Genomic DNA, 23,570 nt, shown 5'->3' with positions numbered 1-23,570 from the left:
GTCGCCGCATCGGGCCGATCTGGGTGCGGATACCGCCAGGATTGATCAGATCGTTAGTCTGACCTGCATGCTCAGCGATCTCGTCCTCGGTGTCGTCGTCGGCTCACGCGCCTACGGGCTGCAGACCGAGGGGTCCGACACCGACAGGCGGGGCGTGTTCGTGGCGCCGACGGCGGACTTCTGGCGGCTGGACAAGCCCGCCACGCATCGGGAGGGGCCGCTGCCCGAGCAGTTCTCGTGGGAGGTCGAAAGGTTCTGCGTGCTGGCGCTTCAGGCGAATCCGACCGTGCTGGAGGTGTTGTGGTCGCCGCTGGTCGAGGTGATCACGCCCGTCGGGCAGCGGTTGCGCGACCTGCGCCCGGCGTTCGTCTCGGCTCGGTCGTACCAGGCCTATGTCGGGTACGCCGATGCGCAGTTCCGGCGGCTGGACATGGAACGGCCGCCGGGCAAGCAGGCGATGCACATGATCAGGCTGCTGATCAGCGGGGTGCGCATTGCCCTTTCCGGCGAGCCGATGGTGGACGTGGGCGAGCACCGGGAGCGGCTGCTGGCGCTGCGGCGCGGTGAGATCGGCTGGGAGGAGGTCGAGGCCTGGCGTGCGGGACTGATGGAGGAGTTCGAGCGTGCGGTGAAGCTGCGGGCGCTGCCCGATGAGCCGGATCGGGGGGCGGTGGAGGAGTTCCTGATCGGTGTCAGGCGCGAGGGGCTCGACGGGGCCGTCTGACCCGGGTTCCCATCTCACCGGCCAGAGTGGGTGCGCCAGCTCTCGCGGTCCAGGGTCAGGCGGGCCGCGTGCTCGTAGGAGACGGCGGCCAGCCAGGCGCGGCCGAGCTCGTCCGGGTCGGTGGGCACGGCCTCGCCCGTCGTACGGCGGGCGAGGCGGGAGGCGGCCTCGCCGAGTGCGGTCAGGAGGGCGGCGGCCGTGTGGAGCTGGTCGCGGCTCAGGGCGGCGGCGGTGGCGGCCAGGGTTCTCGCGCCGTGCGGGCCGGCCGTCTGACGGCCGCCGTAGACCAGGCGCTCCAGCACCCTGGTCAGCGGGGTCAGCGGCGAGGCGGGAACACCGGGGTCGGGGCCGAACGCCGGGCCGGGCACGCCGGGGAGGTCGGCGAAGGCCAGGTCGGCGCCGTCGACGGCGAGCGCCGCCACCGTGTGCGGGCGCGACGGGAGCACCCGGCCGATCAGCCTCACCCTTCTGCCCTGCTGCTCGGCCAGCCGCCGCAGGTTCAGCTCGGCCGGGCCGTTCCCGGCGGGGCCGACGGCCCTGATCAGCCCGTCCTCCGCCTCCAGCACGAGAGCGGCGCCGCCCGCACCCAGGATCGTCGCCTCGACGAAGACCAGGTCGTGCCCGGCGCGCGGGGTGGGGCCCTGGCCTGCCCACACGCGGTCGAGCTGGCGTTGCAGGGGCACGCGCCACAGCCGGTCCAGCGGGTCGGCACGCCAGTCCGCCTCGCCGGTCCTGGCGGCCGAGGTGCGCCTGCCGCCGCCCAGCCTGCCGTCCTCGGTCGCGGCGGCCTCCTGGGCGAAGATCCGCGACCGGCCGAGCGCCTCGTGCCCGATGCCAAGCCCGCCGAAGCGCACGCCCGAGCGGTAGGCGGCGTTCACCCTGTCCTCGTCGCCCGGCATGACGTCGGCCACCGAGTACACGCGCCCGTGCTCGTCGGTCAGGTACGTCACGACGCCCGCGTGGCCGCCCGGCGAGACGACGGCGTCGGTGCACAGGCCGTACAGGACGAGGGTGCCGATGGGCCGGGCCGTCCGTCGCGCGACGCCCACGTCGGCGGGGGAGGCGTCGGCGCCCGCCCGCAGCCGCCAGGCGACGCCGAGCAGGTCGGCCAGGGCTCGGGTGCAGGCGGCGAGGGCGAAACGCGGGTGCGCCGACGAGCGGTCGAGCACCGACTGGGCCAGGACGGTCGCCGCGTGCGCCGCCCTGGGCAGCCCGGCCGCACGGCAGGCGTGCACGGCCCGCAGCAGCCGCAGCCGCGTGTCGGCCCCGGCATGCGCCACGCCCGTGGCCAGCAGGCGCACCCCCGCCTCCCACGCCTGGTCGGCCGCCGCCCGCTGGGCGGGTGTGAGACAGGCGGAGGGCCGGGCCTCCTCGGGGGACGCCTCCTCCTCCGGCGCGTCATCGGCGAGGTCCAGCAGGCTGAGGACGGCCGCGAGGTGCAGGCAGCGGGGGGCCAGCAGGCAGGTGCACCTCACCTGGGCGAGCGCGGTGATGCGGGAGGCGTCGAGGTGGACCCGCTCCTGACCCGCGGTGATCGTCCAGCCGCCGTCGTCCGACCGGGTCCACGGCCAGGCGGCGGCGGGAGGCGGCTGGGCGTCCAGGCGCCTGGCGACGCGGGCCGGGGCGTCGGCCAGCACGGCGGCCAGCGGGGCGGGCGCGACGGCCGGGCGGGTCACGAGCGGACCCTGTCGGCGATCCAGGCGGCCAGTTCGGTGGGCGAGAGCGCGGCGACCGGCATCCCGGCGGCGACGACCTGCCCGGCCACCGCGTGGTTGTAGACCGCGCTCCCCCGGTCGTCGAGCGCGGCCAGGCCGATCAGATGCGCCCCGCTCTCGGCCAGCGCCCGCACCTCGCCGAGCAGTCGTCCCACCGATGTCCCTTCGTCGAAGTCCGTCACCAGCGCCACGATCGAGCGCCGTGGCACCGTCAGCTTCGAGCGTACGTAGGCCAGCCCGGCCCCGATGTCGGTCCCCCCGCCGATCGCGACCTCCAGCAGCAGCCCGAGCGGATCGGCCACTCGCCCGGTCAGGTCGATCACCTCGGTGGAGAACGTCACGAAGCGCACACTCAACGCGGGCACACCGTGCAGCACGGCGGCCACGAGGGCGGCGTACACGGTCGAGCGCTCCATCGACCCGGACACGTCCACGCAGATGTGCACGTGCCAGTCGGCCGTACGCCGGTTGCGCGTGCGGAACAGCGGCCGTTCGACGGCGAGCTCGAAGCCGCCGCCGACCGGCCTGGCCGTGTGCAGGTTGCGGCCCACGGTCGCGGCCAGGTCGAGCGGGCCGCCCGGCCTGCGCGTGGTCCTGGCCGAGGTGAGCCCGGTGAGCGCCGGTCGCATCCGTACGGCCAGGCGGCGGGTCAGCTCCGCCACCATCCGGGCCGCCAGCGCCCTGAGCCTGGCCAGGCCCGCCTCCGGCATGCCGCCCGCCAGGGCGAGGACGTGGGTGAGCAGCTCCATGGAGGCACTCACGCCCTCCGGGTCGAGCGCGGCGACCGCGTCGGACCTGCCGCGCGCCGCGGCCCTGGCCACGACCTCCTCGCGTACCCGCGCGCCGAACAGCGCCTCCAGTTCGAGCGTCCACTCCCGCACCGACGGGTACGGCTCGCCGCCACCGCCGCCGAGCGACTCCTCCCCCTGCCCACGGCCGTAGAGGTCGTCCAGCGCCCTGGCCACCGGCCGCGCCTGGCCGCGGAGCCGCTCGGCCTGCCTGCCCAGGATCAGCCGCCACCGATCGGCTGCCGAAAGGACGTGCGCCGGGTCGGCGGGCATCGGCCCGGCGGGCGAGAGCGACGAGTGCGGCGCGGACGCACCAGATGCAGCGGGCAAGGGCGGCGCGGACGCGCCAGGTGCGCCCGGCGGCAGGCCCAGCGCCTCGACCGCGCGGCGGCCCGCCAGGTCGGCGCCCGCCCACGACGCCAGCTCCTCGGGCGAGGCCGCGAGGCAGGGTTCCCCGTCGAGCCCGTCGACGCCGGACGCGCCCAGCGCCTCCATGAGCCGCCGCCGCGCGCCGGGCGACAGGACCTCGAACGCCTCGCGCAGTGCGGGCAGCCTGGCCAGGAACACGCCGTCCTCCCACGCGCACACGCGTTCGGCGAGCGCGTCGAGGACATCGGCGGAGGCCTCCACCAGCGGGGCGGCGACGACCAGCGCGCCCTTGAGCCGTTCGCCCGGGTGCCCGCCCTCGGCCCATCCGGCGAGCAGGTCGCCCAGGTCGGCGGCCGAGTAGGCGCCCAGCACGGTAAGGGCCGCCGCCGCGGCGCCCTGCATGAGCGGGCTGCCCTGCTCCCGCACCGCGCGAAGCGCCCACAGCAGCCTGCCGGAGGGGCCGCCCAGCCTGACCAGCTCGCCGAGCGCCTCGGCCTCCCGCGTCCCGGTGGCCCCGGCCATGCCCTTGATCCCGGCCACGGCGGCGTCGAGCAGTTCGCCGGCGGCCTCGGCGAAGACGGGGGCGGCCTCCGGCAGGCCGGGGACCGCGCCGGAGGCGATCCTGTGCAGCAGGTGGTGGGCCGCCACCAGGTCGGCGAGTCCCGCCGTGGCCGCGAACTCGTGCCTGGCCCGCTCGGTCAGCTCGGCCGCCAGGTCGCCGAGCCCGCATTCGGCGGCCGTCTCGATCGCCTCGTACGCGGGGCCGGGCAGGCCTCTGACACGGCCTTCGGACGCCTGCCTCAGGCTGGTGCCGTACACGGAGGCGACCTCGGCCGTGGCCTCGGTCAGGGGGCGCCAGGAGGCGCTCCAGGCGCGGGTGAGCGCCTCGGCGCCGCCGACTCCGGCGACCGGCCTGGGCGTGGCGTACACGATGCCGGCGGCGCACAGCCGCGACAGGGTCACGTGGCGACGCCTGTCCAGGGCGGAGCGCGCGGGATCGAGGGTGAGTTCGGCGCTCTCGCCCGGACCGGGCAGGCCCAGGCCGGACAGCACGGCGGCGAGGTCGGCCCGCAGCCCGGCCTTGGGCGTCGCGGGGTCGAGCACACCGCGCCGCGCGCCGACCAGGACGTGTTCGGCGGCGCGGGCGACGGCCCTGGCCCGGCCGAGCGGTTCGCCCTGCCCCAGGGCGCTCTGCAGGCCCTCGATCAGCTCCCTTCGACCGGGCGCGGGCAGACCTCGCAGGGCGGCCAGACCGGACGCGAGACGCACGACGGCGCTCGCGTCCGGCACCCCGGCCACGTGCCCGGCCGCCCGCATCCCGGCGCAGATCGCGGTCGCGAACGCCGCCACCGCCCGTTCGACCGCCTCCGGCGCGCCCCCGGCCTCGTACACGGCCTGCTGCCACTCGGGGTCCCTGATCCCGGCCGGATAGCCGGAGCGCGAGTCGAGCAGCCCGAACGTGTACGGCACCAGCGCCGTCACCACGTCGTCCGGCGCGGCCCCGAACAGGCGGGCGTCGGCTTCCAGCAGGGCAGGGGCGTGGTAGGCGCCGACCACGGCGACCGGGCGGCTCGCGCCGATCCCGGCGATCCTGGCCCGCATGTGCCGCTCCCGTACGAGGTCGCGGGCCCCTGCCTCGCCGCCCGCCTCCCGCAGCGCCCATCCGGCCGCCAGCGCCGCACGCCGTACCCGCTCGGGCGAGGCGCCGTAGGAGGGCGTCTCGACCAGGCGGTCCCACAGCTCGTCCGGGTCCCCGGCCAGGGCCGTGCCCTCGCCGCCGTCGTCGGGCACGGTCACGTCGACGGCGTGCACGGGCACGCCGGCCGACGCCGCCCATCTGACGGCGGCGAGTTCGGGCGAGAAGTCGGCGAACGGATAGAACCCCAGCCGCTCCCCACCGGCCGCCGCGACGACGAGCGCGACCGGCGCCCGGGTGTGCGGCGAGCCGAGCCAGGTCAGCCACGGCTCCAGCTCGCCGGGCAGCTCCACCAGCACGGCGTCGGGCTCGGCCGCCCGCAGCAGCGCGGGCATGGCGGCGGCCAGCACCGGCGAATGATGACGCACCCCGATCAGGTACGGCGAGCGGGAGGCGGCCAGCTCCCCGACGACCTCGGCCGCCGAGCGGCTCACCGCTGTTCCAGCGCGTCGCGCAGCTCGTACAGGCGACGCCACATCCTGGCCCCGCCCTCGGCCCGGCGGCGCACGACGGTGTCCCAGTAGGCCAGGAGTCTGCCCTGGTCGTCGGGTTCGTCCTTGCGCACGACGCCGAGCAGGTAGCCGGGCAGCAGCGAGAGCGGGTCGCCCGCGCCCAGGTAGGCCGCCTGGATGCCGAGCGAGCCCGCCACCGCGACCGCCTCGGCCGTGCTCATCACGGCGGCCGGCCGCTCGACCGGCCAGCCCTCGACCGCCCGGCCGCCGCGCAGGTCGCGGAAGGCGGTGACCAGCGCCTCCAGCACCGCGTCGTCGACGCCGAGCTCCCTGTCGTGCCCGGCCAGCACGGCTCCCGCCTGTCTGCGCACCAGGTCGATCTCCTCCTGCAGGGAGGCGATCGGCTCGACGACCTCGAAGTTGAAACGCCGTTTCAGTGCCGCGCTCATCTCCGACACGCCCCGGTCGCGCAGGTTGGCGGTGGCGATGACATTGAACCCCCGCACGGCGTACTCCGTGACGCCGAGCTCGGGCACCGCCATCCGGCGTTCGGACAGGACCGAGACGAGCGCGTCCTGCACCTCGGGCAGGCACCGCGTGATCTCCTCGACCCTGGCGACGGCTCCGGCCCGCATGGCCGAAAGGACCGGCGAAGGCGTCAGCGCGTCGGGGATCGGCCCTCTGGACAGCAGCAGCTGGTAGTTCCAGCCGTACCGCAGGTGCTCCTCGCTCGTGCCCGCCGTACCGTGCACCGTGCGGGCGCTGTCGCCGCTGACGGCTGCGGCCAGCAGCTCCGACAACATCGACTTGGCCGTGCCAGGCTCGCCGACGAGCAGCAGGCCGCGCTCGCCCGCCAGCGTGACGACGGCCCTTTCGACGAGCGAGCGCGGGCCGACGAACTTGGGCGTCAGGCCGCGCCCCTCCCCCGTGACGAACGCCACCACGGCGGCGGGTGTGAGCCGCCAGCCCGGCGGCCTCGGCCCGTCGTCGGAGGCGGCGAGCCGGTCGAGCTCGTCGGCGTAGCGGACCTCGGCCGGTGTGACCTGTGCGACGCTCACGACGCGCCCTCCTGGGTACGGCGCCGCCAGGCCTCGGCGAAGAGGGCGGGCAGCGGGTTCAGCGGCAGGTGTCTGGGCAGTGGGCCGTGCGCTCTGCCGTTCGTCTCGCGCAGGTCGTACAGGGGTGTCTTGCTCGTCTCCAACGGCAGGTTCGGCGCCTTGGCCTTGCTCCAGCCGCCCGGCGCGAACACGCCTCGTCCGGCGCGCTCGCGCTTGGCCGCGAGGACCAGCCCGGCCTCCAGCAGGACGGCCACCGCCTTCTTGTGCCTGGCGGGTGTCCAGGCGTTCCAGGTGCGGACATGGCGGTCGGTGGGTTCGAGCAGGGTGAGCAGCTGCAGGTAGAGCGTGGCCGCGTCCTCGCCGAGCCCGAGCCCGGCCGACACGCTCTCCACGACGCCGGGCGCGCTGGCGCGCGGGTCCTGCTCCCAGGCCCCTTCGGGCAGCTCGGCGACCCTGGCGGCCATCGCGCCGAACCCGTCGGAGCGCAGCAGGTCGACGGCCGTGGTGAGGCCGGGGTGCTCGCCCCAGTACGTCTGGGAGGAGCGCAGCAGCGCCGAGCGCGGGTCGTCGCCGAGCCTGGCCGGGCGGAAGAACAGCCTGCCGCCGCCGTCGGTCACCGCGACCGTCAGCCCGTCGTCGACCAGGCCCGCCGCGTCCTTCACCTCGCTCCTGCCGGTGTAGGGCTCGGCGCCGAACACCGAGTGGCCTTCGAGCCCGACCTCGCCGTCGTGGCCGCCGTCGAGCAGCAGGCCCTCGTGCGCCAGCCGGTCGCGGACGAGCGCGAGCGCCCTGGGGACGCCCGCCCTGACCGGGTGGCCGCCCGGCAGGCACGCGTATGCCCAGGGGATGGCCGTGACCAGGTCGGTGACGACCTCGTCGATCGGCTGCCTGCCGTCGGCCCTGACCAGCGAGGTGGCGTAGTGCCTGCCCTTGGGCCAGGTGTCGGCGTCGACGGTGAGCTCGGGCGCCGCGTCCGGCTCGGTGAGCAGGCCGAGCAGCCTGGCCGCGGGGGTGCGCAAGGGCAGGGTGGCCGCCGCGGCGACGGCGTCGTCGGGCACGTTCACCCGCTTGCCGAACTCCCCCACCCACAGCTCGGCCAGCCGGTCGGCCAGCGCCCCCTGGTCGAGCACGGCGTCCGGGCGTACGGGCACGGCGGCGTGCAGCAGGGCGGCACGCCTGCCGGGTGTCAGGTCGGCCAGCTCGGCCCTGGCGGCGTCGGCCTGGGCCGGTTTGACGCCCAGGACGCCCAGGGTGTGCGGATCGAGGAAGGCCCTGCCGTACTGGTCGATGTCGGGCAGACCGGCCAGCAGCAGGGCCGCCGCTGTCCGGCTCAGCCCGGTGGCCTGGGCCAGGCGCCGTACGGCCTCCTCGTCCCATCGCGGCTCCCCCGCCGCCTCCAGCGCGTCGGCGTGCGCTCCGGCGTCGATCGGCGCGACCGAGCGGCCGGGTGCCTCCACGTCCAGCACGCCGCCGGGCAGCAGGTCGCCGACCGCGACGAAGCGGTAGGCGTCGTCGTCGTCGAAGTCCGCCTCGTCGTCGTCGACGCTCGCGTACATGACCAGCCAGGCGCCCCTCTCCTCGTACCCGGCCTGGGGGCCTTCGAGTGTGGTGACGCCGACGCGGACCCGGTCCAGGTGCGGATGGGCCGCCCACATGCGCAGCAGGGCGATCAGCGCGGCCCTGCGCCGCGGCGGTGTGGCCGGACTGGCCGCGCGGACGACGACCGCGCCCATCCGGCCGACCAGGGCGCTCCAGTCGTCGGCGCGGTTGCTCAGCGCGGCGACGGCGGCCTGGGGGTCGAGCGTGCCGCCCAGCAGGGCCGCGGCCAGCTCCAGCTGCCTGCCGATGTCGTCGACGTCGCGCCAGCCGTCGTGGCCGAGCAGGCCGTGCAGGGCCTCGCCCAGCGCCTTCTCGTCCAACCGGCCGTGGCCCGCCGCCCTCGCCCTGGCCAGCAGGTCGTCGCGGCGGCGGCCCTGGTCGGCGGCGTGCGCCACGAGCCCGGCCACGCCGGTGCGCAGCCGCTCGTCGGTGATCTCGGGAAGCGCCTCCTGGACGGACGCGCCGTCGAGCAGGGCGCGGGCCCGCTCAGGGGTGAGGGCGCGCAGGGCCTTGGAGCCTTCGAGGTCGCGCGGGCGCAGGAAGTGCCAGAACGCGGGCGGCGCGACAAGGGCCGAACCCTGGCCCTCGCCGTCGGCGGACAGCTGCCAGTGCGTGTGCCCGTCCTCGCCGGTCAGGCGCACCGACGACTGCCCCGACACGGCCATCGGACGCTCACCCCCGGGGAAGGCCAGCAGGCCCCACGGCGCGGTCATCCGCCTGTCGATCACGGCCCTGCGCCCGTCGACCCCCTCGATCGTGTACGAGCCGTCCTCGTCGATCGAGACGCGGAAGCCGGTCATCCCGTCCGCCTGGCCGAGCGGCGTCTCGCCGACGCCCTGCGGCAGCGGGGCCAGCGAGCACAGGGCCAGGCAGCGGCCGCTGCCCTGCGGCAGGGGCGCGTCCTCGAGGAAGGCGGGCAGCGAGACCCGGCCGAGCTCGCCGGTCGCGGGATCGAGCTCACGCAGCTCCGAGCTCCAGCGTTCCTGCTGGATCCAGAAGGTGTGGCCGTCCCAGAGCTGGTGTGCGGCCGGGCCGATCGTGCGTTCGCCGGGACGCAGCTCCTTCCTGCCGCCGAGGCGTGCGCCCGAAGGGGTGAGGAAGGAGTGGCCGAGGTCGTTGCCGCCGTAGGTGAGGGCGTACCAGTCGTAGCCCTTCGGCTCGAAGATCTCGTTCGGCGCGGTCGACCAGTAGGCATGGGTGTCGTAGTCGGCGTCCCAGATGACGAGGAAGGCCTGGCCGGAGTAGATCACGCGGTTGTTGCGCGCTCCGGCGGGCACGCGCATGTCGTGCTCGGCGACCCTGCCCTCCGGGCCTACGGCGATCGCCTTGACGTGGTTGTGCAGGGCCAGCACGGGCCAGCTCGCGGTCCAGTGCAGGTGCTCGCCGAGCTCGGCCGCCGCCTCGTCGAGCGCGGGCCAGCCGTACTCGTCCAGCACGCCGGCCTTGAGCGCCCGGTGCAGCGGGCCCACCGGGTCGACGGCGAGCAGGGCCTCGCGCACACCGTCGAGGGTGTCGAGCGCGGCGCCGCCGATGCCGCTCTCCAGCAGGGTCAGCGCCTCGGCGGCGTCGATCAGGCCGCCCGCGCCCGCCTCCCCGGCCTTGGCGATCATCCAGTCGCGCACGAACGGGCCTAGCACGGGGTGTACGGCGAGGTCGTCGAGGTGGGTGTGGCGGCCGCGTCCAGCCACGGCCGAGGCCAGCAGCCTGGCGAAACGCGGGTCGGCGGCCACGGCGGCCAGGTCGGTGCGCCTGGCCTCGCCCGCCGCCTCCAGCCAGGTGCCGAGGTCGAGACCGGCGTGCTCGCCGGGCGCGCGTACCTGGGCGCCCGCCGACAGGCAGGTGTCGAGCAGGTCGGGGTCGATCGTGCGCATCCGCCAGTTGCCCGAGGAGTCGTCGAGGGCGATCGGCTCGCGCAGCGTGGGGGCGAGCCTGCGGACGAGGGCCAGGAAGGCGTCGGGCACCGGGTGGCGGCGCCAGCCCCTGCGCAGGTGCGCGGCCTGACGCGTGAGCCAGGCGGCGTCGGCGTCCGCCAGGGCGTCGCAGTCGTCGAGCAGACCGAGCCACCAGGCGTCGATGCCGTCGGCGGTGGGGAACACCTGGGCCAGCGCCGAGCGGAAGGCGGGCGAGTCGCGTGCGCACGCGAGGATGGCCTCGCGGTAGCTCTTGAAGAACCCGGCCGTGGCCGAGCGCACCGACGGCACCGGCAGCAGCGTCTCGATCAGCCTGCGGTCCTCGGCCGCGGCGTCGAGCCCCGCCGCCTTGGCCAGCTTGCGCAGCTGCTTGGGCAGCTCGCTCCACGGCGGCAGCCCGCCGAGCGTGCGGCGTACGGCGACCTCCCACAGCTCGGCGTAGGCGCGGGCGGGCTGGTGCCTGGCGGCCAGGTCGGCGACATAGGAGGCGATGGCCTTGACCGGCAGCGCCCCGGCGAAGGCGTACTCCAGGAACACCGCGCGGGTGGCCGCGTCGTCGACCGGCAGCGCGTAGACGCGTTCGGCCTCGCGTGCCCGGCCGAACATGACCGCGGCCTGCTGGGCCTGCCCGCCCGCGACGAACGCCCGTCCCGCCTGCTCCCAGAAGGTCGGCAGGTGCGCGTGCGGCAGCGTCGCGGCGATCTCGGTGTAGGCCTCCACCGCCGCGCCCGGTCGCGACCGGCCCAGGCGCGCGGCACGTTCCATCGGGGTGACGGCGGCGAGCGCGGCCCTGGCCCGCCGCGGGTCGTGCACGAACGCCCAGGCCGGGTAGCCGAGCCCGCGCCTGCGCCCGGTGGCGACGGGCACGGCGCTGTGCGGCTCGCCGAAGCCGAGGAAGGCCAGCGCCCGGTCCTCGCCGGGCGCGACGCTCGCCCCGGTCAGCCTGACCACGACCCTCTCGCCCAGCAGGGGGTGGCGGTAGCCGCGTGCGGTGACCTCCTCGCCACCCGGCGCACCGAGCGGCGCGAGCCCGGCGTCGAGGAGCACACCGGCGGAGGCGTCGCCGTCCCTGCTCGTCGTCGGTGCTCCGGCCTGGTCCCGGCACGCCTGGGAGGTGTGGTCGTCACTGTTCGTCATCGGTGCTCCTGCCCGCGTAGATCAGCTCTGCCATGCGCACGCCTTCGGACCAGGCCACGGGGCCCACCTCGGCCTGCTCGATCGTGCGTTCGTCGGCGTCGACCCAGATCAGCTCGCCGGTCACGGCCTCGGCGTCGGGGCTGTCGGAGCCGAGCCAGTAGCGTGCCTGCACCTGCCTGCCGCCGTCGATCACCCGGCACACCGCATAGCCGCCGCGCACCTGGAACCCCATCGAGGCCGCCCGGCCGGTCGCATGCCGCAACTCGGCGAACCTGCCGCCCGCGTTCTCCCCCTTGTACGGCGCGCGGTAGACCTCGCGGGCCAGCTGCGGCACCGCCTGGACGGCGCCGAGCTCGGCGGCGAAGTCACGCAGGTCGTCGAGGTCGTCCAGCAGGACGGGATGCGGGATGAGCACCTCGCCCGGCTCCAGCCACGCGCTCTCGGCGTCGAGGTCGACCACGCCGACGCGTCCCCGCTCGTCCACCTGGCGCAGCAGCCCGGGTTCGCCCTGCGGGCAGGGCATGACGACCAGGTCGGTGAGCTGGGAGCGCCACGCCGGGTCGGCCCAGACCTCGGCCAGCAGGGTGCTCGGCACGGGCAGCGCGCCCAGCATCCAGGACTCGACCGCGGTGCGGCATTCGGCCTGGTGCCTGGCCAGGTAGTCGCGCAGGGCGAGCAGGTCGTCCGCCGCCTGGCTCTGGCGTGCGGCCTTGGGCACCGACCTCAGCCGTACGCCTTTGGCGTTCTCGCAGATCAGCGTCGCGCCGTCGAGGGCGAGGCGGTAGTCGGGGGTGGCCTGAACCCAGGCCGGTTCGTCGGACATGCACGGGATCGTGGCAGAACCCTATGACACTTCCGAAATCGCGCCTTCGCCGGGCGATCTCACGGCAGGCGGCGCAGCTCGGTCCTCGGCAGGGCGATGGCGGGGAAGGGGTTGTCGGGCAGCAGGATCAGGCGGCGGGAGTCGTCGTGCTCGGCGGCGTCCAGGTGCAGCAGGGCCACGCCGATCCCGGCCGCGCCGACCATGTAGCCGGAGTCGATGCTGCGCTCGGCCGGGCGCAGCCGCCGGTAGGCCTGCTCCCAGCGCCCTTCGCGGCCGTTGCGCACCAGGTCGGCGCCCAGGATGCGGGCGTAGTCGAGGTAGGGCCTGCGCCCGGTCGCGGCCCACAGCCCGACGAACAGCTCCAGCAGTCCGGCCGTGCCGCAACACTGACAGGAGGTGTCCCAGAAGCCGTCGGTCTCGCGTCCGGGCACGCCGCTGCTGAGGATGCCGTGGGCCAGGCGCTCGACCCAGTCGAGGTCGCCGCGGTCGCCCGCCACCTCGTGCAGCTCGTGGAACATCCGGGCGACCCCGGCCGAGCCCGAGCAGAAGCCCAGGTAGTGCAGGTCGCGGCCCTGCGGCACGTGGTGCGGCACCAGGGCGCAGGAGCCGGCCACCTCGCTGACCTCGCGCACGAATCCGGCCCCGGTGCGGGCCGCGCCGAGGAAGCGCTGGTCGCCGGTGACGCCGTGCAGGCGGGCCAGCAGGAAGGCGGTGCCCGCCGTACCGGAGAGGAAGCCGGGGGCGACGGCGTCGAGCGGGACGTCGGCGGTGCAGGCCTGGCCGAAGCTGTGGCCGGGCACCGGCATGGTGGCGATGCGCAGGCCCGCGGCGATGGCGGCGCGCTCGTAGGCGGGGTCGCCGAGCATGGCGGAGGCGTGCAGCAGGGCCAGCACGATGCCGCCGTCGCCGCGCTGGGCCGGGTCGCCGGTCCAGTGCTCGGCCAGCACGATGCGGTCGGCGGCGGCCGCGGCGGCCTCGGAGAAGGCGCTCTCGCCCGTCGCCCACCCGGCCTCGGCCAGGGCGAACACGATGCCGGCCAGGCCGTCGTACAGCGTGAGGTCGGTCTGCGCGGGCCACACGCGGGTCAGGTAGCGCGCTCCGGCCACGGCGTCCTCCAGGTAGGAGTCGTCGCCGGTGGCGGCGGCCAGCTCCAGGAAGAACAGCACGATGCCGGCCGCGCCGGAGTACAGCGAGGCGGGGCGGTGGGGCAGGGCGGCGGGCTCACCGGCACGCCAGTGCACGCCGTGCTCGTCCTCGACGGCCAGCGAGCGGATCCATGCCCCGGCCTGGACCGCGGCCTCCAACGGGCTCATGACGTCGATTGTCCTACGCATCGCGGCACCGCACCCTCACTCCTCGGCATCGAGTCTCCTCGCTCCGCCGTCTAATATCCCACACTTTCTATAGGAAATACATGTATTTGCGGGATCCGACACTATGGTCGCGTGGAATTCATCGAAGAGCCGCACGCGGCGCCTCTGCTCCCGCCGGTGCGCCTGGCCGCCGACGCCGAGCTCGCCGCCGCCGTCAGGGCCGCACCCCTGACCGCCGAGCTGCTGGCCGTCGGCGAGCTCACCCCGCCGCTGCGCGAGCACGACCTGGCCTCCTCCTGGCTGTGGACGCTGACCACCGAGACCGGCGTGCTCCAGCTCGAGGACGACGAGGAGAGCGCCTGGCCCGGCGCCGCCTACACCGCCCTGCGCGAAGGGCCGCCCGCACGGGTGCTCGACGCCTGGTCAGACGTCTGCTACCTGCTGCTCAACCCCGAGGAGCTGGGCGAGGAGGAGGTCGGCATGGCGCTCATGCAGCTCTTCCTCACCGGCGAGGGCGAAGCGGGCGATGCTCCCCCGCTGCTGGAGCGGCTCGGCCTCACCCGGCAGGGACGGCTCACCCCGCTCGGGCTGTGGGCCGGTCGCGAGTTCGTCCAGGACGTCACCGGCCAGGACGTGCCCGTCTTCGGCGCCTGCGCCGAAGCGACGGCGGCCGAACTCCTGCACGCGCTGCGCTCCTACCCCGAGGCCGACAAGGCGGCCGAGCTGACCGGCTGGCTCGACGGGCGCGACGCCGTCAAGGCCGCGGCCGAGCTGGCCTCGGCGCTGGCCCAGGTCAGCCCGCTGGCCAGGGCCGTCGGGCTCGGCCTGCTCGCCGACGACCTCGGCGCCACCGGGCGTGCGGCGCTGGCCGAGGTACGCGCGGTGCACGGCGTCGGCGCGCTCATCTCCTCCAGGCTCGACGACGGGGCCGAAGGCGTGGAGTCGTTCGAGGAGCTCGGCTGGGTGCTGGCCGACATGACGGCCGCGCTGCGCGAGCTCGGCGGCGAGGAGGGCGACATCCTGGCCGAGGTCACCGCGGGCATGGACCCGGCCGAGGTCTCGGTCATGGTGCCCGCGATCGGCCTGTCCGACCATCCGGGCAGCGAGGAGGCCCTGCGGCTGTTCGCCGGGCATCCCGACCACCGGGTGGCCGCCGCCGCCCGCCGCTCCCTGCGCCTGCTCGACGGCGCGCAGGACACGCCCCAAGGGTAGATTCGTCCCCGATGACGAGGAACGAGATGTCCAAGCACACGATCACCAGGCAGAGCGGCCACCTGCTCGGCACCGCCTACGGCTGCGACTGCGGCGCCATGCTCGCCGACCGGGTCGCGGCCGAGCTGCACGCCATGGAGCGCGGCATGTGCAGCGTCTGCCTCGGCTCCACCGACGAGGAGGTCGTCGAGGGCTTCGTACGCGACTGCACGGCCTGCGCGGGCACCGGCAGACGCAGGCAGCAGCTGATCTGGCAGCTGGCCCACTCCGAGGCCGAGCAGGTCATCACGGTCTCCGTCGTCAGAAGCATGATCGAGGCCTGGGACGGCCCGTTCCACCTGTCGGAGCTCGCCGACGCCGTGCGCGCCGCCCTGGGCGTGCCCGCCGGGCGGCTGCCCGTGGGGCCCAGGGTGCGCGACGTGCTGCAGGAGCTGAGCGCACGCGGCGAGGTCATCCTGATCTCCGCCCCGGACGAGCTCCTGGACGGCACGCCGACCGTGCTCTACCGCGACCCGCAGTGGCAGCGCGTGCGCTCGGTGGGCATCTGAGGCCGCGGAGCCCGGCCCTGGAGGCGGGGCAGGCGCGAGCGAGGATCTCGCCGTGCGCGATCGAGATCCTGAGAGCGCGGAGCCCGGCCCGCGAGGCCGGTCAGGCGCGCGCCAGGATCTCGCCGTGCACGATCGAGATCCAGGCGTCCCGGTCGGCGCCCCACTCGCGCCAGGCCCGCGAGATGCGCTCCAGGTCGGCCTGCTCGGCGAAGCCCGCGGCCAGGGCCTGGCGTGCCATGTCGGAGACCAGCACCCGGTCGGCCCACATGCCGCCCCACCACGCGCTGTCGTCGGGCGCGGCATAACACCAGGTGGACGAGGACGGCCGTACCTCGGTGAACCCGGCCTGCCCGGCCCAGGACAGCAGGCGCCTGCCGGCGTCCGGCTCGCCGCCGTTGGACCTGGCCGTGCGCTGGTAGAGCTCCAGCCACTGCGCCAGCTCGGGCGGCTCGGGGTACCAGGCGAAGGCCCGGTAGTCGCTGTCGCGCACCGCCACCAGGCCGCCGGGCCTGCACACCCGGCGCATCTCGCGCAGGGCCAGCACCGGGTCGGCGACGTGCTGCAGCACCTGGTGGGCGTGGACCACGTCGAAGGAGTCGTCGGGGAAGTCCAGGGCGTGCACGTCGGCCACGGCGAAGTCGATGTTGGCGGCCCCGGCCCGCTCGGCCTCGGCCCTGGTCAGGGCCAGCGCCGCCTCGTCGACCTCGGTCGCGGTCACCGAGCGCACCCGGGTGGCGAGGTCGGCGGTGATCGTCCCGGGCCCGGCCCCCACGTCCAGCAGGCGAACATCAGGTGTCAGGTGCGGCAACAGATAGGCCGCCGAGTTCTCGGCCGTGCGCCAGCGGTGCGAGCGCAGCACCGACTCGTGATGCCCGTGTGTATAGACCATGACCTGCCCTTCGATCGTCTTGCCCGTGCCATGGACCCTAGCTCAAATCTCAAATAACAAGAAAGTTCGTCTCAAATACTGGTCGTGACGTGGGCCTCATGACTCGGAAAGTGCGGGAAAGCGTGGAATAGTCGGCGAAAATGGGCCGTTGGCTCCGGGGCGGCGCCGATCCGTGTCGCCCCGCTCGCGGTTCGTGCCCAGGTCACGCGCCAGGGCCGCCGACTGACCCGAGGGAGCCGCCTTGCGACCATCGCCGCTCGACGCCGACCAGCTGTACGCGTCGCAGATACCCGATTTCCCGACGCCCGTACCCCGTGCCGTCTACCCGGCCGGAGTGCTGGCCGCCGAGCCGCGCACCCTCGTGGACGTCCTCGACGCCACCACCGCCGCCTTCCCGCACGCGCTCGCCCTCGACGACGGCGTCGTCGCGCTGGACTACACCGCGCTGACCGCCGAGGCCCAGGCCGTCGCCGACCGGCTGCACGCGCTCGGCGTCGGCGCCGGCGACCGGGTCGGCGTCCGCGTGCCCTCCGGGACCAACGCCCTGTACGTCGCCATCCTCGGCATCCTGCGCGCGGGCGCCGCCTACGTGCCCGTCGACGCCGACGACCCCGAGGAGCGCGCGAGCCTGGTCTTCACCGAGGCCGCCGTACGCGCCGTCATCACCGACGACATCACCCTGTACGGCGAGCACCCGGCCGGCCCCTCCGCGCCGAAGCCCCCCGGCCTGGACGACGACGCCTGGATCATCTTCACCTCCGGCTCGACCGGCAAGCCCAAGGGCGTGGCCGTCACCCACCGCAGCGCCGCCGCGTTCGTCGACGCCGAGGCCGGGCTGTTCCTGACCGCCGAGCCGATCGCGCCCGGCGACCGGGTCCTGGCCGGACTCTCGGTCGCCTTCGACGCCTCCTGCGAGGAGATGTGGCTGGCCTGGCGCAACGGCGGCTGCCTGGTGCCCGCTCCGCGCGCGCTCGTCCGCACCGGCATGGACCTGGGCCCGTGGCTGGTGGCCAATGCGATCACAGTCGTCTCGACCGTGCCGACCCTGGCCGCGCTGTGGCCGGTCGAGACGCTCGACGACGTGCGCCTGCTCATCTTCGGCGGCGAGGCCTGCCCGCCCGAACTGGCCGAGCGGCTGGCCGTACCCGGGCGTGAGGTCTGGAACACCTACGGACCCACCGAGGCGACCGTCGTGGCCTGCGCCGCGATCCTCACCGGGGAGGGGCCGGTCAGGATCGGGCTGCCGCTGGACGGCTGGGACCTGGCGGTCGTCGACAAGAGCGGCCGGCCCGTCTCCATGGGCGAGACCGGCGAGCTGATCATCGGCGGCGTCGGCCTGGCCAGGTACCTCGACGCCGACAAGGACGCGGAGAAGTACGCGCCGCTGCCCTCGCTCGGCTGGGAACGCGCCTACCGCAGCGGCGACCTGGTCCGCGCCGAGGAAGAGGGCCTGATCTTCGCCGGGCGCGCCGACGAGCAGGTCAAGCTGGGCGGACGCCGGATCGAGCTCGGCGAGGTCGACGCCGCCCTGCAGGCCCTGCCGGGCGTGGCGGGCGCGGCGTCGGCCGTGCGCACGGCGGGCGGCGGGCACCAGCTGCTCGTCGGCTATGTCGTCGCCGACGCCTCCTTCGACGTCAAGGCCGCACGCGAGCGCCTCGGCGAGGTCCTGCCAGCGGCGCTCGTGCCCAGGCTGGCCGTGATCGAGGAACTGCCGACCCGGACGTCCGGCAAGATCGACCGGGACGCGCTGCCGTGGCCGCTGCCCAAGAAGGCCTCCGGCGAGGCCCCGGCCGCCGACCTCGGCCCGCTGGCCGCGCTGTGGACCGCGATCCTCGGCGTCGAGCCCGAAGGCCCGCAGGCCGACTTCTTCACCGAGGGCGGCGGCAGCCTCGCCGCCGCGCGCCTGGTCTCCGAACTGCGCGCCGAACACCCGGCCGTGGTCGTCGCCGACGTGTACGAACACCCGACGCTCGGCGCGCTGGCCGCCCGGCTGGCCGAGCTGAAGCCGGTCCTCGCGCACAAGCCCAAACGCCGCAAACGCCCGGTCGAGCCGATGCCGGTCAAGGCGCAGGCCGCCCAGGCGCTGCTCATGGTCCCGCTGCTGACCGCCGGTGCGCTGCGCTGGCTCACGCTGCTGGTCACGCTGGCCAACCTGGTGCCGTGGGCGCCGCATCTGTCGTGGTGGGCCGTGGCCTTCGGCTGGCTGGTGTTCGTCTCGCCGCCCGGCCGCATGCTGCTGAGCGCCGCCGTGGCCAGACTGCTGCTGCGCGGGCTGCGGCCGGGCAGCCATCCGCGCGGCGGCGGTGCGCATCTGCGGCTGTGGTTCGCCGAGCAGTTCGCCGCCAGGCTCGGCGTGCCCGACCTGGCCGGAGCGCCGTGGATGGCGCACTACGCCAGACTGCTCGGCGCCCAGGTGGGCCAGAACGCCGACCTGCACACCGCTCCCCCGATCACCGGCATGCTCCGCCTCGGCGACAACGCCTCCGTCGAGCCCGAGGCCGACCTCAGCGGCTACTGGTACGACGGCGACCGCCTGCTCGTCGGCGAGATCCGCATCGGCCAGGGCGCGACGATCGGCGCACGCTCCACCCTGCTGCCCGGCGCGCGGATCGGCAAGAACGCGCAGGTCGCGCCCGGCTCGGCGGTGGCCGGGTCGATCCCGTCCGGCGAACGCTGGGCCGGTGCGCCCGCGGCCAGGCAGGGCAAGGCCAAGCCGCACGCCGCCGTCGCGCCGCGCTCCCGGCGCTGGGTGGCCGTCTACGGCGTCTCCGCCCTGCTGCTGAGCCTGCTGCCGGTGTTGGCCGCCCTGACCGGGCTCGCGGTGCTGGCGAGGTTCGCCGAAGGCCCCGGCGTGTGGCAGGCCGTGCTCGGCGCGCTGCCCGCCGTACCTCTGGCGACGCTCGCCGGGATGGCCGTGTTCGCGCTGGCCACGCTGGTCGGGGTGCGGCTGCTGGCGATCGGGCTGCGGCCGGGCCGTCATGCCGTGCACAGCCGTCAGGCCTGGCAGGCGTGGGCGACCGGACGGCTGATGGCCTCGGCCCGGGTGTGGCTGTTCCCGTTGTACGCCAGCGTGCTGACGCCCGCCTGGTTGCGTGCGCTCGGCATGCGGGTCGGCAGGGACGTGGAGCTGTCCACCGTGCTCGCCCTGCCCAGCATGACGCGCGTCGGCGACGGCGCCTTCCTGGCCGACGACACGATGGTCGCCCCCTACGAGCTGGACGGCGGCTGGATGCGCATCGCCGAGTCCCGGATCGGCAAACGCGCCTTCCTCGGCAACTCGGGCATGACCGCGGCAGGCCGCAAGGTGCCCAAGGACGGCCTGGTCGGCGTGCTGTCGGCCGCGCCGAAGAAGGCCAAGTCCGGATCGTCGTACCTGGGCATGCCCCCGGTCGAGCTGCGCCGTACCAGTGAGGGCGGCGACCGCAGCCGCACCTACGACCCGCCGTTGCGGCTCAAGACGGCCCGCGCGCTGGTCGAGGCGTGCCGCGTCCTGCCCGCGATGGCGACCGTGGCGCTGGCCGTCGTGGTGGCGGGCGCGCTGCTCGCCCTGGCCCAGGCGTACGGCCACGCGGTGGCCGCGTTGCTCGGCGGCCTGGTGTTCGCCCTGGCCGGGGTCGCGGCCGCCGTGCTCGCGACACTCGCCAAATGGGTGATCGTCGGGCGGATCGCGGTCGGCAACAGGCCGCTGTGGAGCTCGTTCGTGTGGCGTAACGAACTGGCGGACAATTTCATCGAAGTGCTGGCCGCGCCGTGGTTCGCCGAGCCGTGGCTGGGCACGACCCCACTGAACGTCTGGCTGCGCTCGCTCGGTGCCAGGATCGGCGCCGGAGTGACCTGCCACACCTACTGGCTGCCGGAGGCCGACCTGGTGGAGCTGGGTGACGGCGCGACCGTGAACAAGGGCTGCGTCCTGCAGACCCACCTGTTCCACGACCGCGTGATGAGCATCGACGAGGTACGTCTCGGACGCGGCGCGACGCTCGGGCCGCACGGCGTCGTGCTGCCCGCCGCGGTGATCGGCGCCGACGCCACGATCGGCCCGGCCTCACTGGTCATGCGGGGCGAGTCCGTGCCCGACGGCACACGCTGGTTCGGCAATCCGATCACGCTGTGGTCCAAGGGGTGAGCGGCTACTTCCCCGGGCACGGCGATCCCGGCTACCGGGTACGGCGCTACGACCTGGCGCTGGAGTATCGGGTGGCCAGCAACTGGCTGGGCGGCACCGCCAGGCTCTCGGTGACGGCCGAGGCCCGCATCGGGAGTGTCGACCTCGACCTGCGCGGCTTCCGCGTCACACACGCGCTGGCCGGGGGGCGGCCGGTGCGCTTCTCCCATCGCGGCGGGCGGTTGCGGCTGCCGCTGGCCAGGACGCTGGCGCTGAGCGAGCCGCTGGAGATCGAGGTGCGTTACTCGGGCACGCCCAGGCCCGTGCCCTCGCCCTACGGGGGCGTCGGCTGGGAGGAGCTGACCGACGGGTCGCTGGTGGCCAGCCAGCCGATCGGCGCGCCCTCGTGGTTCCCGTGCAACGACAGGCCGGGCGACAAGGCCGCCTACCGGGTGGCCGTCACCGCCGCCGCGCCCTACACCGTCGTCGCCAACGGCAGGCTGACCGGCAAACGCCGCGCCGGATCGTCGCTCACCTGGACGTACGAGCAGGACGAGCCGATGTCGACGTACCTGGCCAGTGTGCAGGTCGGGCGCTACCAGAGCGTGCAGACGCCCGGCGGGCTGCTGGTGTGCCCGCCCCGCCTCACCACCAAGGCCAGGTACGACTTCGGGCGCCAGGACCGGATGAAGGCGCTGTTCGCCGACCGGTTCGGCCCCTACCCCTTCGCCTCCTACACCGTTGTCGTCACCGACGACGAGCTGGAGATCCCGATCGAGTCGCAGGGCATGTCGATCTTCGGCAGGAACCACGTCGACGGGCGCAGGGGCGAGGAACGGCTGGTCGCGCACGAGCTGGCCCACCAGTGGTTCGGCAACAGCCTGACCGTCGCCGACTGGCGTGACATCTGGCTGCACGAAGGATTCGCCGCCTACGCCGAATGGCTGTGGTCGCAGGAGTCCGGCGGCCCTTCGGCCGACGAGCTGGCCCTGCGCTGGCACCGCAGGCTGCAGGCGCTGCCGCAGGACTTCCCGCTCGCCGATCCCGGGCCCGGCATGCTGTTCGACGACCGCGTGTACAAGCGCGGCGCCCTGACCCTGCACATGCTGCGCAGGCTGCTCGGCGACGAGCCCTTCTTCCGCATGCTGCGCGGCTGGAGCGCCCTGCACCGCTACGGCACGGTCACCACCGAGGCCTTCGTCGCACACGCCCAGCACTTCACCACCCGGCCGCTGACACCGTTCTTCCGGGGCTGGCTGCATGCCAAGGCGCTGCCCGTCTTCGACCTGACCGGGGCCGGATAGCCGGGCCTGCCCTCTTCGACCTGACCGAGGCTGGATAGCCGGGCCTGCCCGTCATCGGCCGAGCGCCTCGGCCGTCCAGCGGTCGACCTCCGCCGCGACGTCCGCGCGCCGGTAGAGGTCCGTACTGTGCGCGCTGCCCGGCAGGACGCGGGTCGTGAGGGTGATCCCCGACCGGCCCAGCGCCTTGCTCTGGCCCGGCGGGACGAACTCGCGCCTGGAGTGGAACACCAGGACCGGCACGTCCGCCGCCGTGGCGTGCGCGGCCGGCTCCATACTCCGCCACACCGTACGGCAGGCCGAAGGCGAGCATCCGGCCAGCGCCCTTGCCGCCTCGCGCAGCCGTACCGCACGCGGCGAGGCCGTCGCCCTGCCGCCCGCCTCGTAGGCCAGGGCGGGCGAGGCCACCGGCGACAGGCCGATCACCCCACGCAGGCCCGGCGGGCCCTCGGCGTACAGGCCGGCCGACAGGGCCAGATGGCCGCCCGCCGAGAAGCCGACGAGCACGTAGCGGGAGGCGTCGAACCGGTAGCGGCGGGCGTTGGCACGGGCGTGCGCGACGGCGGCCAGCACGTCGGTGCGCGGCGAAGGCCACACGACCGCGCCCGTCAGGCGGTAGTTGAGGTTGAACACGGCGTATCCCCGGCCGGCGAAGTGCGCGGCGACCGAGGCGAGCGCGCTCTTGTCGCCCTCCGACCACCAGCCGCCGTGCACGAGGAACACCCCCGGCCTGCGGCCGTCACGGCCCGGGATGACGTCCATGCGCTGGGCCGCTTTCGTACCGTAGGCGGCCGTGGTGCGGGAGGAGGCGGCTGCGGCGGGGCTCGGGGCGGCGAGTGCGGTCATGGTTAGCGCGGTGAGGGCGAGCGTGGTCAGGGTTCGCATGGTCAGGGCGAGCACGGTCAGGGTTCGCGTGGTCAGGGGGAAGGCGGCCAGGCGGGCGGCCGGGCACAGCGGGCGCATCGGGCGGCGGGTCCACACGGCCGCGACGATCCCCGCTCCCCCGCGCCGCCATGCCCGCACTTCCCCCACTCTGCGGCCGTACGGCATCGGCGCTGCGCCGAACGGGCGGGGGCTGTGCCAGATGGCCGGGGAGAGCCGTGCTGAACACAGCCGGAGGGGGCTGTGCCGGATGGCCAGGGAGAGCCGTGCTGAACAGCCGGAGGGAGCTGTGCCGAACGACCCGGGGGAGCTGTGCAGAACTGTCGGTGGCTTCGGGCAGACTGCTCGGGCGTGGTCTGACGAGACGAGAGGAGTACTACATGTCCGACAGCGAGCTCTTCGTGCCCGCCACCTTCGCCGAGCGGTGGCAGGAGGACACGAGGGACGATCCGCCCAGGGTCGGTGGTGAGCGGGAGATGCTCGTCGCCTTCCTGGACTGGCATCGCGCGACGTTCGAGCTGAAGTGCCAGGGCGTGCCGCCCGAGCGGCTGTCGGAGCGTGGCGTGCCGCCGTCGTCGATGTCGCTGCACGGGCTGGTACGGCATCTGGCAGGCGTGGAGCGGTGGTGGTTCCGCATCCAGTTCGCCGGTGAGGACGTGCCGCTGCTCCACTACTCCGACGACGACCCCGACCAGGACTTCGACCGCCTCGACGGCGACGTCCTGGAAGCGCTGGCCCAGTGGCGGGAGGAGTGCGAGCGCTCACGGCAGATCCTCGCCACGGCCGACCTCGACGCCACCGGCACGGCCAGGGGAAGCGGCCGGCCGTTCACCGTCCGCTGGCTGCTCATCAACCTGATCGCCGAGTACGCCCGCCACAACGGCCACGCCGACCTACTCCGCGAACGCATCGACGGCGCCAGCGGCGCCTGACCGACCCCACCCGCCACCTGGACGGCACGGCCGCGCGGGTCGAGCAAGGTGTATGCCGGACGGGCCGAGCCTTCCTCCGGGCAGCGCGGTCGCACAGGCCAAGAACGACGCGCGCCC

The 23,570-nt window shown here is 74.8% G+C and carries 14 protein-coding genes; 6 read left to right on the top strand and 8 right to left on the bottom strand.

Annotated elements, in window-relative coordinates:
• Positions 1 to 67: 67 nt before the first annotated feature.
• Positions 68 to 724 (top strand): nucleotidyltransferase domain-containing protein, encoded by a 657-nt coding sequence (locus ACTWNK_RS20580; RefSeq protein ID WP_474306002.1) that lies wholly within the window; start codon positions 68 to 70, stop codon positions 722 to 724.
• 14 nt (positions 725 to 738) lie between these two features.
• Here ACTWNK_RS20580 and ACTWNK_RS20575 read toward each other — a convergent pair whose 3' ends face one another.
• Genes ACTWNK_RS20575 through ACTWNK_RS20550 form a run of 6 tightly spaced genes read right to left on the bottom strand, consistent with a single transcriptional unit; the run spans position 739 to position 13,584 of the window.
• On the bottom strand, positions 739 to 2,400 hold the full coding sequence (locus ACTWNK_RS20575; RefSeq protein ID WP_474306001.1) for a hypothetical protein: 1,662 nt from the start codon (positions 2,398 to 2,400) through the stop codon (positions 739 to 741).
• Positions 2,397 to 5,726, bottom strand: a complete 3,330-nt coding sequence (locus ACTWNK_RS20570) for a DUF5682 family protein (RefSeq protein WP_474306000.1) — start codon at positions 5,724 to 5,726, stop codon at positions 2,397 to 2,399. The genes ACTWNK_RS20575 and ACTWNK_RS20570 overlap by 4 nt, the downstream gene beginning before the upstream one ends.
• Entirely contained in the window at positions 5,723 to 6,802 is a 1,080-nt protein-coding gene (locus tag ACTWNK_RS20565; RefSeq protein ID WP_474305999.1) for an ATP-binding protein, read from the bottom strand. The genes ACTWNK_RS20570 and ACTWNK_RS20565 overlap by 4 nt, the downstream gene beginning before the upstream one ends.
• Positions 6,799 to 11,448 carry a hypothetical protein gene (locus ACTWNK_RS20560; RefSeq protein WP_474305998.1) on the bottom strand — a complete coding sequence of 1,550 codons (4,650 nt, stop codon included), beginning with the start codon at positions 11,446 to 11,448 and terminating at the stop codon, positions 6,799 to 6,801. Before ACTWNK_RS20560 ends, ACTWNK_RS20565 begins: the two co-directional genes overlap by 4 nt.
• Entirely contained in the window at positions 11,435 to 12,271 is an 837-nt protein-coding gene (locus tag ACTWNK_RS20555; protein WP_474305997.1) for a DUF4132 domain-containing protein, read from the bottom strand. The genes ACTWNK_RS20560 and ACTWNK_RS20555 overlap by 14 nt, the downstream gene beginning before the upstream one ends.
• A 59-nt stretch (positions 12,272 to 12,330) precedes the next feature.
• On the bottom strand, positions 12,331 to 13,584 hold the full coding sequence (locus ACTWNK_RS20550) for a lanthionine synthetase LanC family protein (RefSeq protein WP_474305996.1): 1,254 nt from the start codon (positions 13,582 to 13,584) through the stop codon (positions 12,331 to 12,333).
• Positions 13,585 to 13,716: 132 nt separating this feature from the next.
• Here ACTWNK_RS20550 and ACTWNK_RS20545 point away from each other — a divergent pair, with 132 nt between their 5' ends.
• Both ACTWNK_RS20545 and ACTWNK_RS20540 read left to right on the top strand, forming a co-directional pair.
• Complete coding sequence (locus ACTWNK_RS20545) at positions 13,717 to 14,796, top strand: hypothetical protein (RefSeq protein ID WP_474305995.1); 1,080 nt, start codon at positions 13,717 to 13,719, stop codon at positions 14,794 to 14,796.
• An 11-nt stretch (positions 14,797 to 14,807) separates the two neighbouring features.
• Positions 14,808 to 15,344, top strand: coding sequence for a hypothetical protein (locus ACTWNK_RS20540; protein ID WP_474305994.1), 537 nt, complete (start codon positions 14,808 to 14,810; stop codon positions 15,342 to 15,344).
• A gap of 100 nt (positions 15,345 to 15,444) precedes the next feature.
• On the opposite strand, the gene ACTWNK_RS20535 is transcribed toward ACTWNK_RS20540, so the two are convergent.
• Positions 15,445 to 16,233 carry a class I SAM-dependent methyltransferase gene (locus ACTWNK_RS20535; protein WP_474305993.1) on the bottom strand — a complete coding sequence of 263 codons (789 nt, stop codon included), beginning with the start codon at positions 16,231 to 16,233 and terminating at the stop codon, positions 15,445 to 15,447.
• A gap of 241 nt (positions 16,234 to 16,474) precedes the next feature.
• On the opposite strand from ACTWNK_RS20535, the gene ACTWNK_RS20530 reads away from it, so the two are divergent.
• Complete coding sequence (locus ACTWNK_RS20530; protein ID WP_474305992.1) at positions 16,475 to 20,359, top strand: Pls/PosA family non-ribosomal peptide synthetase; 3,885 nt, start codon at positions 16,475 to 16,477, stop codon at positions 20,357 to 20,359.
• Entirely contained in the window at positions 20,356 to 21,642 is a 1,287-nt protein-coding gene (locus ACTWNK_RS20525) for a M1 family metallopeptidase (RefSeq protein ID WP_474305991.1), read from the top strand. The genes ACTWNK_RS20530 and ACTWNK_RS20525 overlap by 4 nt, the downstream gene beginning before the upstream one ends.
• A gap of 51 nt (positions 21,643 to 21,693) precedes the next feature.
• Here ACTWNK_RS20525 and ACTWNK_RS20520 read toward each other — a convergent pair whose 3' ends face one another.
• Positions 21,694 to 22,662 carry an alpha/beta hydrolase gene (locus ACTWNK_RS20520; RefSeq protein ID WP_474305990.1) on the bottom strand — a complete coding sequence of 323 codons (969 nt, stop codon included), beginning with the start codon at positions 22,660 to 22,662 and terminating at the stop codon, positions 21,694 to 21,696.
• Between the two features lie 239 nt (positions 22,663 to 22,901).
• Here ACTWNK_RS20520 and ACTWNK_RS20515 point away from each other — a divergent pair, with 239 nt between their 5' ends.
• A complete protein-coding gene (locus ACTWNK_RS20515; RefSeq protein WP_474305989.1) occupies positions 22,902 to 23,453 on the top strand; it encodes a DinB family protein in 552 nt (183 codons plus the stop codon).
• Positions 23,454 to 23,570: the final 117 nt, after the last annotated feature.

The organism is Nonomuraea sp. IBHARD001, from assembly GCF_056106265.1.
This window is presented reverse-complemented; position numbering and strand designations above follow the sequence as displayed.